The organism is Cupriavidus sp. 09_S30 (genome assembly GCF_056930435.1).
On sequence record NZ_JBXOWI010000002.1, the window covers coordinates 1,807,027 to 1,826,654 of the forward strand.

At 67.1% G+C, this 19,628-nt stretch carries 19 protein-coding genes; 8 read left to right on the top strand and 11 right to left on the bottom strand.

Annotated features, from left to right (window positions below):
• Positions 1-322: 322 nt before the first annotated feature.
• Complete coding sequence (locus AC1Z3O_RS28260; protein ID WP_483519612.1) at positions 323-1,600, top strand: adenylate/guanylate cyclase domain-containing protein; 1,278 nt, start codon at positions 323-325, stop codon at positions 1,598-1,600.
• 49 nt (positions 1,601-1,649) lie between these two features.
• On the top strand, positions 1,650-1,982 hold the full coding sequence (locus AC1Z3O_RS28265) for a DUF2322 family protein (RefSeq protein ID WP_483522047.1): 333 nt from the start codon (positions 1,650-1,652) through the stop codon (positions 1,980-1,982).
• A gap of 124 nt (positions 1,983-2,106) precedes the next feature.
• On the opposite strand, the gene AC1Z3O_RS28270 is transcribed toward AC1Z3O_RS28265, so the two are convergent.
• Positions 2,107-2,550, bottom strand: a complete 444-nt coding sequence (locus tag AC1Z3O_RS28270; RefSeq protein WP_483522049.1) for a cupin domain-containing protein — start codon at positions 2,548-2,550, stop codon at positions 2,107-2,109.
• Positions 2,551-2,898: 348 nt separating this feature from the next.
• On the opposite strand from AC1Z3O_RS28270, the gene AC1Z3O_RS28275 reads away from it, so the two are divergent.
• A complete protein-coding gene (locus AC1Z3O_RS28275; protein ID WP_483519614.1) occupies positions 2,899-3,504 on the top strand; it encodes a J domain-containing protein in 606 nt (201 codons plus the stop codon).
• 27 nt (positions 3,505-3,531) lie between these two features.
• Here AC1Z3O_RS28275 and AC1Z3O_RS28280 read toward each other — a convergent pair whose 3' ends face one another.
• The gene (locus AC1Z3O_RS28280) at positions 3,532-4,536 is read right to left on the bottom strand and encodes an AraC family transcriptional regulator (RefSeq protein WP_483519616.1); all 1,005 of its coding nucleotides are present in this window, start codon (positions 4,534-4,536) and stop codon (positions 3,532-3,534) included.
• Positions 4,537-4,658: 122 nt separating this feature from the next.
• Here AC1Z3O_RS28280 and AC1Z3O_RS28285 point away from each other — a divergent pair, with 122 nt between their 5' ends.
• The 3 genes from AC1Z3O_RS28285 (at position 4,659) to AC1Z3O_RS28295 (ending at position 8,200) form a co-directional block, all read left to right on the top strand.
• Positions 4,659-5,477 carry an SDR family NAD(P)-dependent oxidoreductase gene (locus tag AC1Z3O_RS28285; protein ID WP_483519618.1) on the top strand — a complete coding sequence of 273 codons (819 nt, stop codon included), beginning with the start codon at positions 4,659-4,661 and terminating at the stop codon, positions 5,475-5,477.
• A 92-nt stretch (positions 5,478-5,569) separates the two neighbouring features.
• Positions 5,570-6,838 (top strand): MFS transporter, encoded by a 1,269-nt coding sequence (locus tag AC1Z3O_RS28290; RefSeq protein ID WP_483519620.1) that lies wholly within the window; start codon positions 5,570-5,572, stop codon positions 6,836-6,838.
• A 126-nt stretch (positions 6,839-6,964) separates the two neighbouring features.
• Entirely contained in the window at positions 6,965-8,200 is a 1,236-nt protein-coding gene (locus AC1Z3O_RS28295; protein ID WP_483519621.1) for a multidrug effflux MFS transporter, read from the top strand.
• 62 nt (positions 8,201-8,262) lie between these two features.
• Here AC1Z3O_RS28295 and AC1Z3O_RS28300 read toward each other — a convergent pair whose 3' ends face one another.
• Complete coding sequence (locus AC1Z3O_RS28300) at positions 8,263-9,147, bottom strand: LysR family transcriptional regulator (protein ID WP_483519622.1); 885 nt, start codon at positions 9,145-9,147, stop codon at positions 8,263-8,265.
• Between the two features lie 164 nt (positions 9,148-9,311).
• Here AC1Z3O_RS28300 and argC point away from each other — a divergent pair, with 164 nt between their 5' ends.
• A complete protein-coding gene (gene argC, locus AC1Z3O_RS28305; protein ID WP_483519624.1) occupies positions 9,312-10,265 on the top strand; it encodes an N-acetyl-gamma-glutamyl-phosphate reductase in 954 nt (317 codons plus the stop codon).
• 26 nt (positions 10,266-10,291) lie between these two features.
• On the opposite strand, the gene AC1Z3O_RS28310 is transcribed toward argC, so the two are convergent.
• Positions 10,292-10,426: a hypothetical protein gene (locus AC1Z3O_RS28310; protein WP_483519626.1), complete on the bottom strand. Its 135-nt coding sequence runs from the start codon at positions 10,424-10,426 to the stop codon at positions 10,292-10,294.
• Between the two features lie 332 nt (positions 10,427-10,758).
• Positions 10,759-11,838 carry a Leu/Phe/Val dehydrogenase gene (locus AC1Z3O_RS28315; protein ID WP_483519627.1) on the bottom strand — a complete coding sequence of 360 codons (1,080 nt, stop codon included), beginning with the start codon at positions 11,836-11,838 and terminating at the stop codon, positions 10,759-10,761.
• 374 nt (positions 11,839-12,212) lie between these two features.
• Here AC1Z3O_RS28315 and AC1Z3O_RS28320 point away from each other — a divergent pair, with 374 nt between their 5' ends.
• On the top strand, positions 12,213-12,650 hold the full coding sequence (locus tag AC1Z3O_RS28320) for a universal stress protein (protein WP_483519629.1): 438 nt from the start codon (positions 12,213-12,215) through the stop codon (positions 12,648-12,650).
• Positions 12,651-12,675: 25 nt separating this feature from the next.
• On the opposite strand, the gene tdh is transcribed toward AC1Z3O_RS28320, so the two are convergent.
• The 6 genes from tdh to AC1Z3O_RS28350 all read right to left on the bottom strand — a co-directional run bounded on the left by tdh (position 12,676) and on the right by AC1Z3O_RS28350 (position 19,579).
• Entirely contained in the window at positions 12,676-13,704 is a 1,029-nt protein-coding gene (tdh, locus tag AC1Z3O_RS28325; protein WP_483519631.1) for an L-threonine 3-dehydrogenase, read from the bottom strand.
• A gap of 21 nt (positions 13,705-13,725) precedes the next feature.
• Positions 13,726-14,928 carry a glycine C-acetyltransferase gene (locus AC1Z3O_RS28330; RefSeq protein WP_483519633.1) on the bottom strand — a complete coding sequence of 401 codons (1,203 nt, stop codon included), beginning with the start codon at positions 14,926-14,928 and terminating at the stop codon, positions 13,726-13,728.
• A gap of 196 nt (positions 14,929-15,124) precedes the next feature.
• A complete protein-coding gene (locus AC1Z3O_RS28335; RefSeq protein WP_483519635.1) occupies positions 15,125-15,976 on the bottom strand; it encodes an SDR family NAD(P)-dependent oxidoreductase in 852 nt (283 codons plus the stop codon).
• Complete coding sequence (locus AC1Z3O_RS28340) at positions 15,973-16,770, bottom strand: citryl-CoA lyase (protein ID WP_483519637.1); 798 nt, start codon at positions 16,768-16,770, stop codon at positions 15,973-15,975. The genes AC1Z3O_RS28335 and AC1Z3O_RS28340 overlap by 4 nt, the downstream gene beginning before the upstream one ends.
• A gap of 10 nt (positions 16,771-16,780) precedes the next feature.
• A complete protein-coding gene (locus AC1Z3O_RS28345) occupies positions 16,781-18,316 on the bottom strand; it encodes a class I adenylate-forming enzyme family protein (protein WP_483519639.1) in 1,536 nt (511 codons plus the stop codon).
• A 270-nt stretch (positions 18,317-18,586) separates the two neighbouring features.
• Positions 18,587-19,579 carry a tripartite tricarboxylate transporter substrate binding protein gene (locus AC1Z3O_RS28350; RefSeq protein WP_483522051.1) on the bottom strand — a complete coding sequence of 331 codons (993 nt, stop codon included), beginning with the start codon at positions 19,577-19,579 and terminating at the stop codon, positions 18,587-18,589.
• Positions 19,580-19,628 lie beyond the last annotated feature (49 nt).

Below are 19,628 nucleotides of genomic sequence, written 5' to 3' on the forward strand. Positions count from 1 at the left end.
GCCAACTAGACAGGACGGTTTGACCTGCTGCACCGCAAGCGACGTGGACTAGGCATTGGGCGCGGCATTCTGCCTAGGCGGGGCGCTTTCCCGGCGCGCGATGGCGCGAGAACGTCAGGACCATGAGCGCCCCCTTATCGCGATAGCCGCTTTGCTGTCCTGGTCGCTCGCTGTGCCGCTCCAGCATAGCGAGCGAGAGTCCTCATCGACTTCATCAGCTCACGAATCCTGCGGCTATAACAGTACTGAACTGCATCAAGGCGCCTGCCGTCCTGCAACGCACGCGCCCCGCGCATTCTGCTGGCAGGTTGAGAGGTGAAGCATGGCTACCAACAACGGTCGAGTTTCCGCCGACGCTGAAGCGCTTCACGTACGCGATGTAACGCTTTCTGCGAGTGATGATTTCGATACCAGGCGGGATAAGCTCGCGCGCATCATGCTGGACGAGATGTACCAGTTCGTCGGCCTCCTGGATGTGCACGGCAACATGCTTGAAATTAACCGGGCGGCCCTGGATTCAGTGGGCATACGCATGGACGACATTCGCGGAAAGCCGTTCTGGGAAGCTCGCTGGTGGGTCATATCGGCCGAGACACAGCAAATGCTGCGTGAATCGATCCGCCGTGCAAGCCAAGGGGAGTTCGTTCGGTACGATGTTGAGGTCTACGGCCAAGCCACGGGCGAGGAAACTATCATCGCTGATTTCTCGCTTTTGCCCATTAAAGATTCGGATGGCAACGTGGTATTTCTGCTTCCGGAAGGCCGCAATATCACTGAGAAAAGACGCGCCGAGGAAGCGATAGCGCGTAAGAATGAAGAACTGCGTGCAAGCTGGGAACTGATCCGTCGTCAGCGCGATGAGCTCCAGGAGCTTTACGACACAATCGTCTCCGAGCAGAAATTGTCCGAGCGGCTACTGCTCAATCTTCTGCCCTATCCCATCGCGGAGCGGCTGAAGACGCGCCCGGACTTGATCGCCGACACCATTCCGGAAATCATCGCGGACAGCTTTCCTGCGGTCACGGTTTTGTTTGCGGACATTGTCGCATTCAGCCGGATCTCGGCTGGCATGAGTCCTGAGCAGTTGGTGACCATCCTCAACGAAATCTTCGCCGAATTCGATACGATTGCGGACGACCGGGGTCTCGAAAAGATCAAGACCATCGGGGACGCATATATGGCCGCCGCTGGGCTACCGATGCCAGCGGAGGATCACGCGGATCGAGCTGCGCATATGGCCCTGGATATGATCGATGCGCTCGCGCTATTCAATCAGCGCAGGGGCTTCAATCTGCAGATGCGGATCGGACTGAATAGTGGCCCAGTGGTCGCTGGCGTCATTGGCAAACGGAAGTTCATCTACGATTTATGGGGCGATGCGGTCAACACTGCCAGCCGAATGGAATCCCAGGGCGTCGCCGGGCGCGTGCAACTGACGGATGCCACTCGGCGCTTGCTCGGAAAACCGTTCCTGGTGGAAGAGCGGGGAGCCATCGAGGCGAAAGGCTTAGGCACCGTTCATACGTGGTTCCTGACAGGCCGAAGTGGTCCACCTGCCGGCAAGAAGCGGCCGCCTGATGTACAGCACCCGATCGGATAAGATACGGCCCGCCCGCCTAGCGGCCGATCAAACAAACGGAGTGCCTTCAGTGATTCAACCGAGCAACGTATTCAAGGATAACCTCGCCCAGATGCCCGCCATCGATGCTATCGATCGCATCGATCTGGTGGACGGCACAGGCGCGGTGGTTGCAGACATCGAGAACAAGCCGGGCAAGCAAGGCTCCCTGGCTGTGTACCACTACCTGCAGGAGGTCTTCGGCACGCTTGATGCCAAGGCGGCTGAATACGGCCTTGCGCTGTTTGCCGAGCACACTGCCGATGCGCGCAACCGCCCCGGCGCCCATCCGAACATCGACCGCCTGCTGGCGATCGCGGCTGGCGGCGAAGCGCTGCGCATCAGCGTCGTCGCCAAGGCCTGAGCGCCTCTGGCGAATGCCCGCCGCGCCGGCCCATGGCTTCGAGCAGCGGGCGGGCTTGCAACAGCGCCAAATAACGCGGGCCCCGGCAGTTCGGGGCGATCGGCCGGGCGGCCCCGGACAGGCCTCACCCTGGAATCGTCACGCTACATCCCTGCACCACCGCAAGCAGCTTCTCCACGTCGGGCGGCCCGGGCGGAATCTCCTCGTCGATCCGGGTGAACAGCTGCGATGCCCTGCTGCCCTGCCCTGTCACCGAGATCATTGCCCCGCCCCCGGGTCCGAAACGGAAATGATGCACCGTGCCGGCGGGCACATAAACAAACGCACCCGCCGTGGCTGTGATGACCTGGTCGCCGTAGCCGATCTCGAGCGTGCCCCGGGTGACGTAGAACGACTCGTCCCAGTCATGGCTGTGCGGCGGCGGGCCGCTGCCTTCTTCGCCCTGCTGCAGGAACACCTCATAGCCGTTCGTGACGGCATTCGATGCCAGCACCGTGATCTTCTCGCCGAGCACATCAAGCGCAGGTGCATAGGCATCCGGGGTCACCGCAAATGGTAGAGGCTTCATATTCTCTGTCTCCGTCATCCGGGACGCCGTCCCGGCGAAGCGCGCCACGGCCTGCCGTACATGGAAGTTGGCGCCAGCGCGGGCGGAACTACTAATGTCAGCGCGCATTGCCCAGGCGACCCCAAGGCGCGGGGGGCTGCCGATCCATGGTTCAAGATAGCAGACACCCAAGTGGGCAGGGACCTGTTTCAGCATGGACCACGCCAGCACGGATGCGTTACAGGAATGTGTGACCGCGGTGCGAGCTGCCCGCGGGCTGCTGCACGCGCCACGCCGGCGAGGCGGCGGGCTTCGGGCGGTTACCCCGTGCTAGGATGGGCGCTTGCACAGTTGCCGCTCCACCGCTCCATGACCACCCTCTACGCGACCCTCGGCGTGCAAGAGAACGCCACCCTGGACGAGATCAAGCGCGCCTACCGCCGGGCCGCGATGAAGTGCCACCCCGACCGCAACCTTGGCCGCCAGGCGGAGGCGCACGCGGAATTCCAGGAAATCCGCGATGCCTATGCCATTCTTTCCGATGCGGAGCAGCGCCGGGTCTACGACGAGGTATTCGAGCGGGAGATGCGGCGCTGGCAGGCCGAGCGCGAGGCCCAGGAAGAGCAGGAGCGCCAGGCGCAACGCGAGAGCGAGCGCGCCGCGCAGGAGCAATACGAGAAGATGGTCGCCATCGCGATGCGCTTTGCCGACGACGGCCATAATCGCGACGTTCTCTTCGGCGTGCTGCTCGGCCAGGACTGCGAGGCGGAACTGGCGGCCCGCATCGCGGACAGCGTATGGGCCTTGCAGGAGTCGCGGCGGGCGAGTGCAGCGGCCGCCGGCACCCCTGACGCCGAGGCGGCGCCGACAGGCGACGCGGGCGCTGCCCCCAACCGCGACGAGGCGCCGCAACCCTGGCGCCATTTCGGCAGCTTCGATTCATTCTGGCACGGGCTGTTCGGCGTCCGCACGTAACGGGGGCCGGCGGACGTCCCCCGCGCGTCAGTCTTTCTGCATCCGCGCCTTTCGCCACTGCTTCGGTGAGACACCGAAGTCCTGGGAGAACCAGCGCGTGAATGACCTTGAACTATCAAAGCCCAGCTGTTCCGAGATCGCGAAAATGGAATGGCGCGTATTCTCGAGGTAGCGCCGCGCGTTGTCCCGGCGCACGGAGTTGTAGACTCCCATGAAGGTGGCTCCCTCCTCTGCCAGTCGCCGCTGCACCGTGCGCGGGCTCATCTTCAGATAATCGGCAAGCAAGGACAGGTCGACCTTGCCGCTGGGCATCAACAAGGAAATCGCCTTTCTGGCGTCCTCCAGCACAGACTCGCGATTGATGACGGGAAGATTCTCGATGAAGAACCGCTCATAGTTCTTCAACTCGACCGCCGAGAAATCCGAAGGCGAATCCAGGTCGCTCGTGAGGCAGGCAAACCCGGAATACTCCGCACCGAACCGGAGCGGACAGCGAAAGACGCGGCGATGGATCTGGAGATCCTCCGGCGCCGCATGCGAAAAGTAGGTTTCATGCGGACTCCAGCGTTCTCCGAGCAGTGATCGAAAGATGTTGATGATCACCCCCACGCCCAGCTCGGCCGCTTGCCGCGAATAGACGTCGGATATCAATTCGACCCGGACCAGCGAAAACTGGCCATGGTCCTCGATTCGAATGGCGAGGACGTCATTCAGCAGGCCCTTGTGTCGCGTCAAAAAGCCGATGGCCGCGCGTGCCGAGCGCTGATGCCGCAGCAACAGGCTGATCGCCCCGATATCCGAGAGCTGGCGCCGCTCCACCATCAACGCCGCGTAGGCCATGCAATTGGAGGCGCTCGCCGCGTCTTCCAGCAACTGAATCACGACACGCGCGGGCAGGAAGCTGCGCTCCGTCGGAGCCAGCAGGGCCCGGCTCAAGCCGTGCCGCAGCAACAGCGGCTCCGGATCCAGGCCGAGCTCGCTGGCGACGTCCAGGAACCGCGACAAGGAAGCGGATCGGATATTCAAACCCATTAGCGTATTCCCTAGGTTGGCGTGATCTGCGATCTTTTTGGCGCGTATTGTGACTTTTTGAGTTTCTCATGTCCCTACCATCAGGTCAAAAGAACTCGCCTGCTTGGCATAGGAGACCCCGAATGGAACTGAAGGACAAAGTCGCGATCGTCACCGGCGGTGGGCGCGGTGCCGGAGAGGGCATCGCTCGGGTCATGGCGCGGGAAGGTGCCCGCCTGGCCTTGGTTGACCTCAATCTTGAGAACGCCCAGCGCGTTGCCAGGAGCATCGATCCGACCGGCACGCGGGCCATCGCGATTCACGCCGACATTTCCAAGAAGGCCGGCGCCGAGGCGATGGCGGCGGAAACGCTCCGTGCCTTCGGTACGATCGACATCCTGGTGAACAATGCAGGCATCGAAGCGACTCCCGTTCTGGTCCAGGATCTGGCCGAAGAACAGTGGGATCGCGTGATGGGCGTGAACGCCAAGGGCGTGCTGCTTTGCTGCCAGGCTGTCCTGCCGACCATGATCGCCAAGAAGAGCGGCAAGATCGTCAACATCGACTCGATCGCCGGCATTCGCATGACCTTCTTCGGCAGCGTTGACTACACTGCGTCGAAGCATGCCGTCACCGGGCTGACCCAACATCTGGCGTGGGAAGTGGCGGATCACCGCATCAATGTGAATGCTGTCTGTCCCGGCGGGATCCTGACGCCATTGCTGGAGGAACACACCAAGCCGGAGTTGCGCGACGCCATCGCCAAGCGCGTCATTCCGCTTGGTCGCTTTTGCAAGATCGAGGAGATCGGTGAGGCGGCCTCCTTCCTGGCCAGTGAACGCGCCAACATGATCACAGGCCAATTGCTCGCGGTCGACGGCGGCGTGCTCACCGGTTACGGCGAGGACCTGCGTGCCGTGCTCCGCCAGCGCATGGAGGAAGCACAGGCCCTCGGGCATTGAGCGATCCCGTCCTGCGCGACGGGCTGCAATATCAACGCGACGGCAGGCAGTCTACTTAGTGGCGCCTGCCGCATCGACGAAAGGACATCGCCTTGGCGAGCCATCTTCCCACCAGCGACGCGACCAGCCTCGCACCGGACGCCTACCCGGTCTCCCGCTTCTATGCCCTGCGCGTGCTCGCGCTCAGCGTCGGGCTCATGTTGTCGGATTACATTTCGCGGCAGGTCCTGAACGCCACCTTTCCCGCGCTGAAGGCAGAGTGGGCCCTGAGCGATACCCAGCTCGGCGCGCTGGTCAGCGTTGTGGCGCTGGCCGTCGGCGTCCTCTCCTTTCCGGTCTCGCTGATGGCCGATCGCTGGGGGCGCGTCAAGAGCGTCTCCCTGATGGCGCTGTTATGGAGCGTGGCGACGATTGCCTGCGGGCTGAGCGGCAACTATGCCACCATGTTCATGGCACGGGCGGCGGTCGGCGTGGGCGAGGCCGGATATGCAAGCGCCGGCGGCGCGATTCTGGTCAGTGTCTTTCCACGGCGGCTGCACGGCACCATCATCAACAGCTTCCTGTCCGCGGCGCTGTTCGGCTCCGTATCCGGACTCGTGCTTGGCGGGATGCTGGCACAGCGGCATGGCTGGCGCACGGCCTTCTTCGCCATCGGCGCAGGCGGACTGCTCCTGTCCCTGCTTTACGTGATGGGTGTCAGGGAAACGCACGTCCACCCTTCCCGGGTCAAGACGCACCTGCCGGTGAAGGATGTCCTGAAGCGCCTGCTCACGACCCGGACGGCACTGTGGACGTATCTAGGTTCCGGCCTGATGCTGTTCATCCAGGGTGCGCTGCTTGCATGGATGCCCTCCTTGATGAACCGCTACTACGGCTTTGACATGACGCGCGCCGGCGTCACCACGGGCCTGCTGGTGATCGCAGGGGGTGTCGGCATGATCGCTGGCGGTGCCATGGTCGACTATCTCAGCGCGCGCCACGGCGTACGCCGTCTACGTATCATGGTGGGCTTCGCGCTGTGCTACTTTGTGCTGCTGCTCATCGCCTTCCAACTGCCGCCAGGCAATCCCCAATTGCTTGCCATCGCCGCGGCCTTCCTGACGGGATCGGGTTTCGTGGGTGCCTCCGGCGTGATCGTCACGGCGGTCTCTCCCCCCGCGATCCATGCCTCCGCATTTGCCATGCTGACGCTGGCGAACAATATCCTGGGCTATGCGCCGGGCCCCTTCCTCGTCGGCGTGCTTGCCGACGCCTTTGGCCTGCGGACGGCCATGCAGGCCCTCCCGCTCGTGGGCCTGGGGGCAGCCGCTGCCTTCATGATCGCCGACCGATACTACGATGACGATGTGCAGAGAGTCTGATCCCGCCTGGCAGCGAAGCGCGGAGACGCGATGCCCCGGCGCTCCTAGTGGAACATGGGCGCAAGTCCTGCAAGTGTCGCAACTACCGCTACGTAGCGGGGCCACATCCGATAAGGACCTCCAGGCTTGCTGATTTCACGCTCCAACCCTCACGCGGGCGCCCTCCCCGGTGTTGCCGCCATGGCGGCAATGGCCGCGGGCCTGTCCATGCTCGGGCAATTTGCCATCGCGACCTATCTGCCCGCCTTCGCGGTCATGAGCAACGACTTGCACGCAAGTACTGCGCAGGTCCAGCAATCGCTCACCGCCTATCTGTTGCCTTTCGCGCTGATGATCCCGTGGCACGGCGCGATCTCCGATGCGGTAGGCCGCCGACGGATGATTCTGCTCGGCTGTGCGCTCTTCACCCTCGGCTCCCTGATCTGCACCGGCGCCACCGGCATCGCGATGCTTCACGCGGGGCGGGCCTTGCAGGGTGTCAGTGCCGGCATCGGCGTCATCGTAGGGCGGGCAATGATCCGCGACGTCTTCGACGGTATGCAGGCCCAGAAGGTCATGGCGCTCGTCGCGATGATCTTCGCCCTGGCGCCGGCCCTGGCACCGGTCTGCGGCGGCTGGCTATTGCTTTGGGCGGGGTGGCGCAGCATCTTTGTCTTCCTGGCGCTGGTGTCCACGCTGCTCCTCGTCGCCTGCTGGCGATGGGTGCCGGAGACCTTGCCGCCGGCCCGCCGGCACCCGCTTCACGCCGTGCTGCTGGCGCGCGCCTATGGGACCATGCTGACGCATCGGCGCTTCATCGCGCTGGCGCTCGCCAATGCCGGCGTCAACGTCGCGATCTACATCTACGTATTTGCCGCCCCTCGCTTCGTGACCCAGCATCTCGGACTTGATGCGCAGTCGTTTGGCTGGCTGTTCATCCCGATCGTGTCCGGAATCCTGGTGGGCTCGCTCATCTCACATCGCGTCGCCGGCCGGATGAGCCCCGAGCGCAGCGTGATGCTCGGGCACGCCGTCATGCTGCTGGCAGGCGCGTTCAATATTGCGGTGACCACCTTGCATGCCCCGGCATTTCCTTGGGCGCTGGTGGCACTGCCGGTCTTTGCCGCCGGGATGACCATCACGCAGCCGAGCCTGCAATTGCTGGCTCTGGACTGTTTTCCCGAGCGGCGCGGACTGGCTTCGAGCGGCTATGTCACGGTGCAGCAGTTCGGCAATTTCCTGCTGTCGGCGGTGCTGGTCCCGCTGCTGCTGGACTCGACCGTCAAGATGGCGCTGTGCATGGCTGGACTGCAACTGTTCGGCCTCATCATGTTCGTGGCCTCGCAACGCGGCAGGGTGGCCGCTGCGTCTCCAAACGATTGAGCCCCGCTTTGACACGGGGATGACGAGAAGCCTCCCCCACGGCGCCCCCTGCTATCGCCACCCTACCCCGCGCGCAGCGCCCACAACGCCTCCAGTACATATTCCGTCGCCCGCTCTACCTCCCCCGACCGGTGCGCCAGCCCGAGCTGGCGCCACAGCGCCGGCCGCAGCGGCCGCGTGATGACGCGCGCATCCGGCATCGGCGTGGTGGCCTCCTGCGGCAGCAAGGCTGCCCCGTAGCCGGCCGCTACCAGGCTCTTGATGGCGTCGTTGTAGTTGAGCTGGATGCGCGGCACCGGCTGGTGGCCGCCGCTGGCAAACCATTCCGCGGTCAGGCGCGACAGGCGCGTGGAGGCGTCGTTGAGAATCAGCGGGCGCGCCGCCAGCCAGGCGGGTGTGATGCGCCCCGGGCATGGCCAGCTGGCCGGCAGGAAGGCCATGACCGGGTCGCGCCGCCAGGGGCGGATGGTGAGGCCCGCCACGCGCGACTGCGGCAGCGCCACCAGGCCCACATCGAGCGTGCCGGCGGCCAGCCGGGCCAGCGTTTCCTGCGAGGTGAGCACAGCGACCTGTACGTCGATGTCGGGATGTTGCTCGGCCAGTGTCGCCAGTGCCTGTGGCAGCAGATGAGCGATGGCACCGGTGGAGGCGCCAAGGCGCACGCGGCCGGCCAGGCCCTGCACCTGCCGCTGCACGTCATCGAGCGCCTGGTCGGCATCGGCGAGCAGCCGGCGGGCGCGCTCGACCAGCGTTTCACCGATGGCGGAAGGCCGCACCTCGCCGCGCTTGCGCGAGAGCAGCGGCGCCCCGACGCGGGCTTCCAGGTCGGCGATGTGCAGGCTGACGGTGGGTGGCGCCAGGTGCAGAGCACGCGCCGCCTCGGCGAAGGAGCCCAGGTCGGCAATGGCGACCAGGGTGCGCAGGCGGTCCAGGCTGATCTCACGCATGGGTGGCTCCTCGTTCAGGAAATATGAATCTTGTCGTTTGGAAATTCAACTTTTCCGATTCTATCCCGAGGCGCAAGATGGCCCTTCGCGCGCTTGCCGCACCGGCCGCGCCAGCCACGCCAGCCAGGCGTGCCATCTCCACGCAACGACCGAGGATTCACGACATGAGCTATCCCCTGGTATTCATCGACGGCGACCAAGGCACCACCGGCCTGCAGATCCACGAGCGCCTGCGCGCTCGCGACGACCTGCGCCTGCTGACGCTGCCGGCCGCGCAGCGCAAGGAACCGCGCGCTCGCGCCGAGGCCATCAATGCCTGCGATATCGCCATCCTGTGCCTGCCGGATGCCGCAGCGCGCGAAGCGGTGGCGGCCATCACCAATCCGGCGGTGCGGGTGATCGATGCCAGCTCAGCGCATCGCACGCAAGCGGGCTGGACCTACGGCTTTCCCGAAATGGCGGCCGGCCAGGCGGAACGCATCGCCGGCGCGCTGCGCGTGAGCAATCCGGGCTGCTACCCCACCGGGGCGATCGGGCTGCTGCGTCCGCTGGTGGAAGCCGGCCTGCTGCCGCGCGACTATCCGCTCGCCATCCATGCCGTGTCGGGCTACTCCGGAGGCGGCCGCGCCGCGGTCGAAACCTACGAAGGCCCCGACGCCGGACGGGCGCTGCCCTTCCAGGTCTATGGCCTGGGCCTCGCCCACAAGCACACACCGGAAATCCAACAACACGCCGGCCTGTCGCGGCGCCCGGTCTTCGTGCCGGCCTACGGTGCCTTCCGCCAGGGCATTGTGCTGACCGTGGCGCTGGACGTGGACCTGCTCGCACCCGGAACGGATGGCGACAAGCTGCATGCCTGCCTGGCGTCGCACTACGCCGGCGCGCGCCATGTCGAGGTGATGCCGCTGGCAGAATCGCAGGCCGCCACGCACCTCGACCCGCAAGCGCTGAACGGGACCAACGATCTGCGGCTGGGCGTGTTCGTCAATGAGGAGCACGGGCAGGTCTTGCTGTCAGCGGTATTCGACAACCTCGGCAAGGGGGCGTCGGGCGCCGCCGTGCAGAACCTGGACCTGATGCTGGCGGCCTGCCGGGGTGCCGAGCGGCAGGCAGCGTAGCGCGTCGCGACGCCCCCCGCTCAGCCCTAGGGACGCAGCAGGTCGAGGCCGCCGAAGGCGACCACGCCGCTGAGTGCGATCAGGGACACGGAATCCCTTGAAAGCAGGAGAATCGCCGCAGCCGTCCAGCTCACGACAAAGAAAGCAGCCATCCGCTTCATGAAACATACCGGTGAAGGTGCCGTCCCGCGTGACGGCTGCCCGACTCCTGCGATGGCAGCCGTGACGGGCGGCCGGAGGCCGTCTTGCGGCGAGGGACAAGCGAGGCGGGCGGATTGGAAGGAATGACGGCCCGCCAAGCGGGCCGTTCACGTCCGCGCCGTGATGCGGCGAGAACTCGGAACCTAGTATAAACCCTAGGGTAGGTACCGACCAGCGCGAACGGCGGCGAAGCGCCGGCCATGCTGCGCGAAACGCGCTGCATGTGTCGGGAACGCCGCGCCATGCGGAATGGCCCGGCGCCGCTGGCGCCAGGGCATCGCGCGCTGGGCTGTCAGGCTGCGCTGCGGCGCAGCTTCTCCTGCGCCCACTGCACCGCCACACGCGCGGGGGCCTGCCCGCTCGCGCGCACGCGCTCGGCCAGCTCGAAGACGCGTTCGCGGATGCCTGCGACCTCCGCCACCACCGCGGCCTCGTCGGCACCCCCCAGGTACTCGCGGGCGCAACTGATGATGCCGCCGGCGTTGATCAGGAAATCGGGCGCATAGAAAATGCCGCGGCGCTGCAGCACGTCGCCTTCGGCCAGGGATGCCAGCTGGTTGTTGGCGCCCCCCGCAACCACCTGGAAGGCGCAGCCTGCCGCCACGGACGGGGTGATCACCGCGCCCAGCGCGCAGGGCGCGAAGACGTCCGCCTGCACGCCGACGATGTCGGCGGCCGCTACCACGCGCGCGCCGAAGCGTTCGCCCGCCTGCGTGGCCTTGGCGGCATCGACGTCCGCGACGGTCAGTTGCGCGCCGGCCTCGTGCAGCAGGCGGCACAGCTCCCAGCCCACCGAACCGAGGCCCTGCACGGCCACGGAAACGCCGTCCAGGGTCTCGCGGCCCAGCGCGCAGCGCACCGCCGCTTCGATGCCGACGAACACGCCGTAGGCGGTCTTGGGCGAGGGATTGCCGCCGAAACCGCCTTCGCGCGGCAGGCCGCTGATATAGCGCGTTTCGGACTGGGCCACCCGCATGTCTTCCACGGTGCTGCCGACGTCCTCGGCGGTGATGTAGCGTCCGTCCAGGGATTCGACCAGGCGGCCGAAGGCGCGGAACAGGGCCGTACGGTCGGTCTGCTCCGGCGAGCGCAGGATCACCGCCTTGCCGCCGCCGAAGGGCAGCCCGGCCAGCGCGTTCTTGTAAGCCATGCCTTGCGACAGGCGCAGCGCGTCGGTCAGCGCGTCCTGCTCCGCTGCATAGGTCCAGTAGCGGCAACCGCCGAAGGCCGGGCCGAGCGTGGTGTCGTGGATGGCGATGATGGCTCGCAGGCCCGACGCCGGGTCGGTGGCGAGCGTGATGAGCTCATGGGACGGGCCTTCGCCCGTGCCGAACAGGCCGCGTGCGGCGTCGGCTTGGATGCGTGCTGTCAAGCTGTCTTCTCCAACAGGATCGGAAGCGCAAAGCGGTAACTTTGCCTTCCCGGCACACCGCATTGGGTCGCAAGGCGGTGCAGGTTCGACGGCCGCCGCCGGGACGGCTGCCGCCACGAGAAGGCCAGGCGGCAATTGTGTTGACGCCGGGCCTCGGAAACACGCGGGCGCCGGCCGGAGGCGCGGCGCCGATGGCGGATCATAGCGGCAATCGCGCTGCCGCGGCATAGGGTTTACAGGGGGCTTGACGCTGCACGCGCCATGCCGGCCGGCCAGCCTCGCGCCGCATTGCGGCGCGGGTGCCGGTAGCTATACTCAAGACGTGATGCCGCCCGGCCCGCCCGGCCCACTCCCTCCGGCGCAAGGAGCCAACCATGTTCCACCATCTCTTGCTGCCCATCGACGGCACGCCGCATGCGGAGGCCGCCTTCCGCAAGGCGCTCGAATTCGCCGGCGGCATCGGTGCCCGCGCCACCTTGCTGCACGTGATTCCCGAATTCCAGCTCCATACCTACCAGGTGGAATTGCTGAGCGACACGCACGCGCAGTACACGCGCGAGGCCAGCCGCGCCGCCGAGGGCTACCTGCGCGCGATGGCAGATGAAGCGCTCGCTGCGGGCGTCGCCTGCGACACGGTGGCCCTGATCCACGATCACCCCTACGAGGCGATCATCGACACGGCGCGCGACAAGGGCTGCGACCTGATCGCCATGGCCTCGCACGGGCGCCGCGGCGTGGCCGGCATTCTGATCGGAGGCGAAACCCGCAAGGTGCTGACGCACTCCACCATCCCGGTGCTGGTCTACCGGTAGGCATTGCTGCAGCGGACGCCCGCGCTCAGGCGGTCCAATCCAGCAGGACCTTGCCGCTGTTGCCCGACAACATGGTGGCGAAGCCCGCCTCGTATTCCGCGATGGGGAAACGGTGGGTGATCATGGGCGACAGGTCCAGCCCGCTCTGCAACATCGCGACCATCTTGTACCAGGTCTCGAACATCTCGCGCCCGTAGATGCCCTTGATCTCCAGGCCCTTGAAGATGACCTGGTTCCAGTCGATGGCGACACTGGACGGCGGAATGCCCAGCAGCGCGATCTTGCCGCCGTGGTTCATGCCTTCGAGCATGGCTGCGAAGGCCGAAGGCACGCCCGACATTTCCAGCCCCACGTCGAAGCCTTCGGTCATGTGCAGGCCGGTCGCCACGTCCTTGAGGTTCTCGTGCATGACGTTGACGGTACGCGTGGCGCCCATGCGGCTGGCCAGCGCCAGGCGGTAGTCGTTCACATCGGAGACCACCACGTTGCGCGCGCCCACATGGCGCGCGATGGCCGCCGCCATGATGCCGATCGGCCCGGCGCCGGTGATCAGCACATCCTCACCCACCAGGTCGAAGGACAGCGCGGTGTGCGTGGCATTGCCGAAGGGGTCGAAGATGGCTGCGATCTCGTCGGGAATGTCGTCCGGGATGCGGAAGGCATTGAAAGCCGGGATGACGAGGTATTCGGCAAAGGCGCCCGCCCGGTTCACGCCCACGCCCACCGTATTGCGGCACAGGTGGCGGCGTCCGGCCCGGCAGTTGCGGCAGAAGCCACAGGTGATGTGGCCCTCGCCGGAAACCCGGTCGCCGATGGACAGGCCGCGCACTTCCTCCCCGATGGCGACCACCTCCCCCACATACTCATGCCCGACCTGCATGGGCACGGGGATGGTCCGCTGCGCCCACTCGTCCCACTTCCAGATGTGGATATCGGTGCCGCAGATGGCTGTCTGGCGGATGCGGATCATCACATCGTTGTGGCCAACCTCCGGCTCAGGCAGCTCGGCCAACGTCAGTCCGGGCGCGCGTTCAAGTTTGGCAAGGACTTTCATGCTGGGTCTCCTGCCTGAAGCTTAGACGATGGCGCCGAATTCGCGCCCCACCTTGGCGAAGGCCGCTACCGCCTGCTCGACCTGCGCCGCCGTATGCGCCGCGCTCATCTGCGTGCGGATGCGTGCACGCCCGCGCGGCACCACCGGATAGGAAAAGCCGATCACGTAAACGTGCTCGGCGAGCAGCGCATCGGCCATGCCGGTGGCCAGCGCGGCGTCGCCCAGCATGACCGGGATGATGGGATGGTGGCCCGGCACCAGGGTGAAGCCCAGCGCGGTCATCTCGCGGCGGAAATGCTCGCCGTTCTGGCGCACGCGCGCGCGCAGCGCGGCACCTTCGCCACTGGCCAGCAGCTCCAGCACCTTCAGCGTGGCGGTGGCGATGCTCGGTGCCAGCGAGTTGGAAAACAGATAGGGACGCGAGCGCTGCCGCAGCAGTTCCACCACCTCGCGGCGCGCGGCCACATAGCCACCCGACGCGCCGCCCAGCGCCTTGCCCAGGGTTCCCGTCAGGATATCGACGCGACCCTCGACCCCGCACAGCTCAGGCGTGCCGCGCCCGTGCTCGCCGACAAAGCCGACCGCATGCGAGTCATCGACCATCACCAGCGCGCGGTAGCGATCGGCCAGGTCGCAAATGGACTTCAGGTCAGCGACGATGCCGTCCATGGAGAACACGCCATCGGTAGCGATCAGCTTGAAGCGCGCGCCGGCCGCTTCGGCCTCCTGCAGGCAGGCCTCCAGGTCCGCCATGTCGTTGTTGCGGTAGCGGTAGCGCCGGGCCTTGCTCAGGCGTATGCCGTCGATGATGCTGGCATGGTTGAGCTCGTCGCTGATGACGGCGTCCCGGTCATCCAGCAGGGTCTCGAAGAGCCCGCCATTGGCGTCAAAACAGCTCGAGTAGAGGATGCTGTCCTCGGTCCGCAGGAAAGAGGCAAGCGCCCCTTCCAGTGTCTTGTGGACCGACTGGGTGCCGCAGATGAAGCGCACCGACGCCATGCCGAAGCCGTCTTCCGACAGGCCGCGCCGCGCCGCCTCGATCAGGCGCGGATCATCGGCCAGGCCCAGGTAGTTGTTGGCGCAGAAATTCAGCACCTCGCCGCCGCCGGCCAGGCGGATGCCGGCCGACTGCGGGCTGCCGATGACGCGCTCGGCCTTGTAGAACCCCTCGGCGCGGATGGCCGCGATCGTGTCGCGCAGATGCGGAAGGTAACGGTCGTCCATGGCAGGCAGCCCTCGGCGGCAAGTTGGAGCGCCCGGGCGGCCGGCGCAGCGCCCGTGCGCCCCGGCGTGCCCCGGCCCGACTAGTGTCCTGGCCCGCAAATGGCTTTCCAGTCAAGTTATTTGCGGAACAGGACACTAGTCTAGTGCGCGCGCCCGGTGCGCACAAGGCGGCTGGCTGGGCGTGCCGTGCGACGGCTCAGGCATACTTGCCGGTCAGCCCGCCGTCGACCACCAGTTCCGTGCCGGTGATATAGGCCGCCGCATCCGAGGCCAGGAAGGCGCAGGCGTGCGCCACGTCCCAGGCGCTGCCCATGCGCCCCATCGGCACCTGGCGCGCGCGCGCCTGGCGGGCCTCGTCCAGGCTGCCCTCGGAGAACATGCGCGCCACCGTGCCGGCGATGCGCGGCGTATCGATCAGGCCCGGCACCACGGTGTTGGCGCGCACGCCGTGCGGCGCGTACTGCTGCGCCACCATGCGCGTGAACTGCATCACCGCGGCCTTGGTCACGCTGTAGGCCAGGTGCGGATAGCCCACGTAGCGCATGCCCGCCACCGAAGCGATGGCGATGATGGCGCCGCGCCCCTGCTCCACCATGCCGGGCAGCACCTGCTGGGTGCACAGCAGCAGGCTGCGCACATTGACCGCGTGGACACGTTCGAGGTCGGCCGCGCTGGTCTCCATCGGGCCGCCGGTCTTGCCGATGCCGGCGTTGTGGTGCAGCACGTCGATGCGGCCGAAGTGCTCGCGCGCGGCGGCGAAGACACGTGCGATGTCGGCCTCCTCTGCCAGGTCGGCCAGCAGCGTCTGCGCCGTACCGCCCTCGGCGCGGATCAGCGCCGTGGTCTGCTCGGCCGAGTCGGCATCGCGGTCCACCACACAGACACGCGCGCCCAGCCGGGCATAGGTCACGCACGCGGCGCGCCCGATGCTCCAGCCCGGGCCCGCCGAGCCGCCGCCGGCCACCAGCACCGTGCGCCCGGACAGGTCCAGCGGCAGCGCCGGCGGCCTGCCCGCCGCGCCCTGCGACCCCGCTGCAGGCGCGTTCATTGCCCTTCCCCGCCGGCCTTGCCACCCTCGCCCACGTAGGGAATGGCCTCCTCAACCGTATCCCAGATGAAGCGCCCGGACGGGCTCTGCTGTTCCTCGACGATATGCGCGACCAGCCCGGCCGCGCGCGAAATCACTGCGAAGCCGCGCATCACGCCGGTCGGCACGCCGATCTCGCCCAGCAGCGCCGCGACCGCGCCGGTGGCGTTGATGGTGATCGGGCGGCCGGCCACCGCATCCACGGCCTGCGACAGCCGTTCGAGGGCGCGGATCTTGTCGCCCGCCAGTTCCGGCTCCGCGCGGCCCATCTCCAGCAGCTTGTAGGCGCGCGGGTCCACCGGCTTGTGCAGGTGGTGGCCGAAGCCGGGCACCGCGCTCTTGATCTCCTTGTAGTGCCGCGCGATGGCCAGCGCTTCGGCATCCGGATCGGCGGCCGCGCCGATGCGGTCGAGCAGGCGCGAGCAGTTCTCCATGGTGCCGACGAAGGAGCTGCCCACCGCCAGCAGCCCCGCCGACACCGCGCCCTGCAGGTTCTCGGGTGCGCTCATGTAGATCAGCCGCGTGGCGATGGCGCTGGGGGTCAGGCCGTGCTCCATCAGCACGATCAGCACCACGTCGGTGATGCGCAGGTCGACCGGACGCGGCGTGCGGCCCAGGATCTGCATCAGCATCACCTCGGTGAAGGTCTTCTTGCCCATCAGGTCTTCGACCAGGTTGGCGTCGCGGTAGTGCAGGCTGGTCAGCGTGTGGGTGCACAGGCGGGTGACGGGGCGTTGGTCCGGCTTCGATGTCATGGCAGTCTCCTCAGTTCTGGTTCTGGTTCTGGTGCCCGTCTGCGGCGGCAGCGATGGCCTGTTCGCGTACGGCGGTCTTCAGCACCTTGCCCACCGGCGACAGCGGCAGGCTGGCGTGGAAATGGATGCGCTTGGGTGTCTGCACCGGGCCCAGGCGCTCGCGCACGAAGGCGACCAGCTCGCTTTCCTGCGCCTGCATGCCGGGACGAAGCTGCACCGCGGCCTGCACTGCCTCGCCCCATTTGTCGTCGGGCACGCCGAATACCGCGCATTCATGCACGGCCGGGTGCTGGCCCAGCGCGTTCTCCACGTCGACCGGATAGACGTTGAAGCCGCCGGTGATCACCATGTCCTTGAGACGGTCCTTCAGGTAAAGGTAGCCGCGCTCGTCGATCAGGCCACGGTCGCCGGTGTGGAGCCAGCCGTCGACCAGGGTCTGCGCGGTCTTCTCGGGCAGCTTCCAGTAGCCGCGCATCAGCAGGTCGCCGCGCGCCACCACCTCGCCCACCTCGCCGGGCGGCAGCAGGCGTCCGTCCGGCGCCATGATCGCGACGTCGCTGAACCAGGTGGCACGGCCCACCGCGGCCCAGTTCTCCTCCTGCTCGAAATCCTCCGGCCGCATCACGGTAAGGATCTGCGGCGCCTCCGTCTGGCCGTAGGTGGTACCCAGCACCGGGCCGAAGAAGTCGCGCGCCTGGCGGATCTTTTCGGGCGGCATCGGCGCGCCGCCGTAGATCAGGCGCCGCAGCGCGGGGAAATCGGCGCGCGAGGCGCCCGGCAGCGCCATCAGCATGTAGATCAGCGTGGGCGGCATGAAGCAGATCGTGCCGCCGCGCGTGCGGAAGGCCTCGCGCACGGCGTCCGCGCCGGCGCCGGCCAGCACCACGTGGCAGCCGCCCTGGGCCAGAATGGGAAGCAGGTAGGTGGAGGTCCCGTGGGTGACCGGTGCGGCCACCACGTAGCGGTCGTCAGCGTCGAAGCCCCAGGCCTGGATCTGGTTGGCGATGTTGGCCATCCAGGCGCGGTAGGGCTGCATCACCCCCTTGGGCAGCCCGGTGGTGCCGCCGGTGAACTTGATTGCCTGCGTGGCCTCCGGCGGCAGGTCGAACACCGGCCGCGGCGCCCCGGCGTGCGCCGCGCACAGCCCGGCCACGCTGAGGCCGCCCGCGGGGGCGGCGCCGCAATGGATGCGCACTCCGGGCGCGCCTTCTAGCAAGGGCGCGCAGCCCGGATCGAGCACCAGGATGGAGGGCTCGGTCACCTCGATAATGCGGCGGATCTCGTGATGCGTGCTCTTGGGGTTGAGCGGCACCCACACCTTGCCGCAGGCCAGCACCGCCAGCAAGGCCACGATATGCTCGGCGCTGTTGCCGGCGCAGATGCCGACCCGGCTCTGCGGCACGCTGTCCAGGTCCTGCAGCGCCGCGGCCAGTGCCGCCACGCGCGCGGCCAGCTCGCGATAGGCGATGGTGCCCTCGGGAGAGTCGATGGCCGGGCGCTCTGGCCAGCGCTGGGCCGCGCGCCAGAAGAAGTCGATGGGGTACATGGTTGGGCTTTCTCTCCTGTGGAATGGCTGGCGATCGGCGCGCTTCCCGCGGCCGACCTGCCGGCGTCTCGCTATCGTCGCGGCGTCGCGGCCGCGCGATGGCCGGTGTTAGTCCACTGAATCACTGAAATCGGTGGGTGCCTGCCACGCCATGCGGGCTCATCGCGTCGTTGCAAATGCTCGCAATAGCCGTGCTATTGCTGCGCTTTGCGCCTAGCGCTGATTCCCGCATGGCATGTCCTTCACCTCCCATTTCAATGATTCAGCGAACTAGTCGGCCTTGGCGCCGGACTGCTTGACCACCTCGCGCCAGCGCTTGATCTCGGCGGCGGCGAAGGCGCGCGCCTGTTCCGGCGTGCCAGGCTCCGGCGTGGCGGCCAGGTCCAGCAGCCGCTGGCGCACGTCCGGCGCAGACAGGCTCTTGTTCAGCCCGGCGTTGAGCCTGTCGATCACCGACCGCGGCGTGCCGGCCGGCGCGGCCAGGCTGAACCACGACTGCACATCGAAGCCCGGGTAGCCCGACTCGGCCACGGTGGGCACGTCCGGCAGCAGCGGCGAACGCTGCGCGCTGGTAATGGCGATGGCGCGCAGCCTCCCGGCCTTGACGTGCGGCAGCGAAGACGGCGTGTTGTCGAACATGGATTGCACCTGCCCGCCGAGCAGGTCGGATACCGCCGGCGCGCTGCCGCGGTAGGGCACGTGCAGCATATTGAGGTGGGCCTGCATCTTGAACATCTCGCCCGACAGGTGGATCGACGAGCCGCTGCCCGACGAGGCGAAGGTGATGCCGTTGGGTGACGACTTGGCAAAGCGCACGTAGTCGGCCACGCTCTGCACCGGCAGCTTCGGGTTCACCACCAGGATATTGGGGATCTTGGCGATCATTCCGATCGGCTCGAAATCCTTCTGCGGGTCATAACCGAGCTTGCCGTAGAGGGTGGCGTTGATGGTGTTGGCGATGGTGTAGACATAGAGCGTGTAGCCGTCCGGCGCCGCCTTGGCCACCACCTCGGCGCCGACGTTGCTGTTGGCGCCGGCGCGGTTGTCAACGATCACCGCCTGCCCGAGCTGCTCGCCCATCTTGAGCGCGACGATGCGTGCGAGCACGTCGGTGGCGCCGCCGGCGGCATAGCCAACGACGAGGCGGATCGGCCGGGTGGGCCAGTTGGCGGCGCCCGCGCGCGCCGTGGCCGGGGACAGCGCCGCGCCGAGGGCGAGCGCCGCCATGAGCGCCAGCCAATGCCGGCGGCCCTGGGTCTGCATGGTCATCTTGTCTCCTCTTTCTGGTCTGTCGCGCACCGCCCGGGCCGCG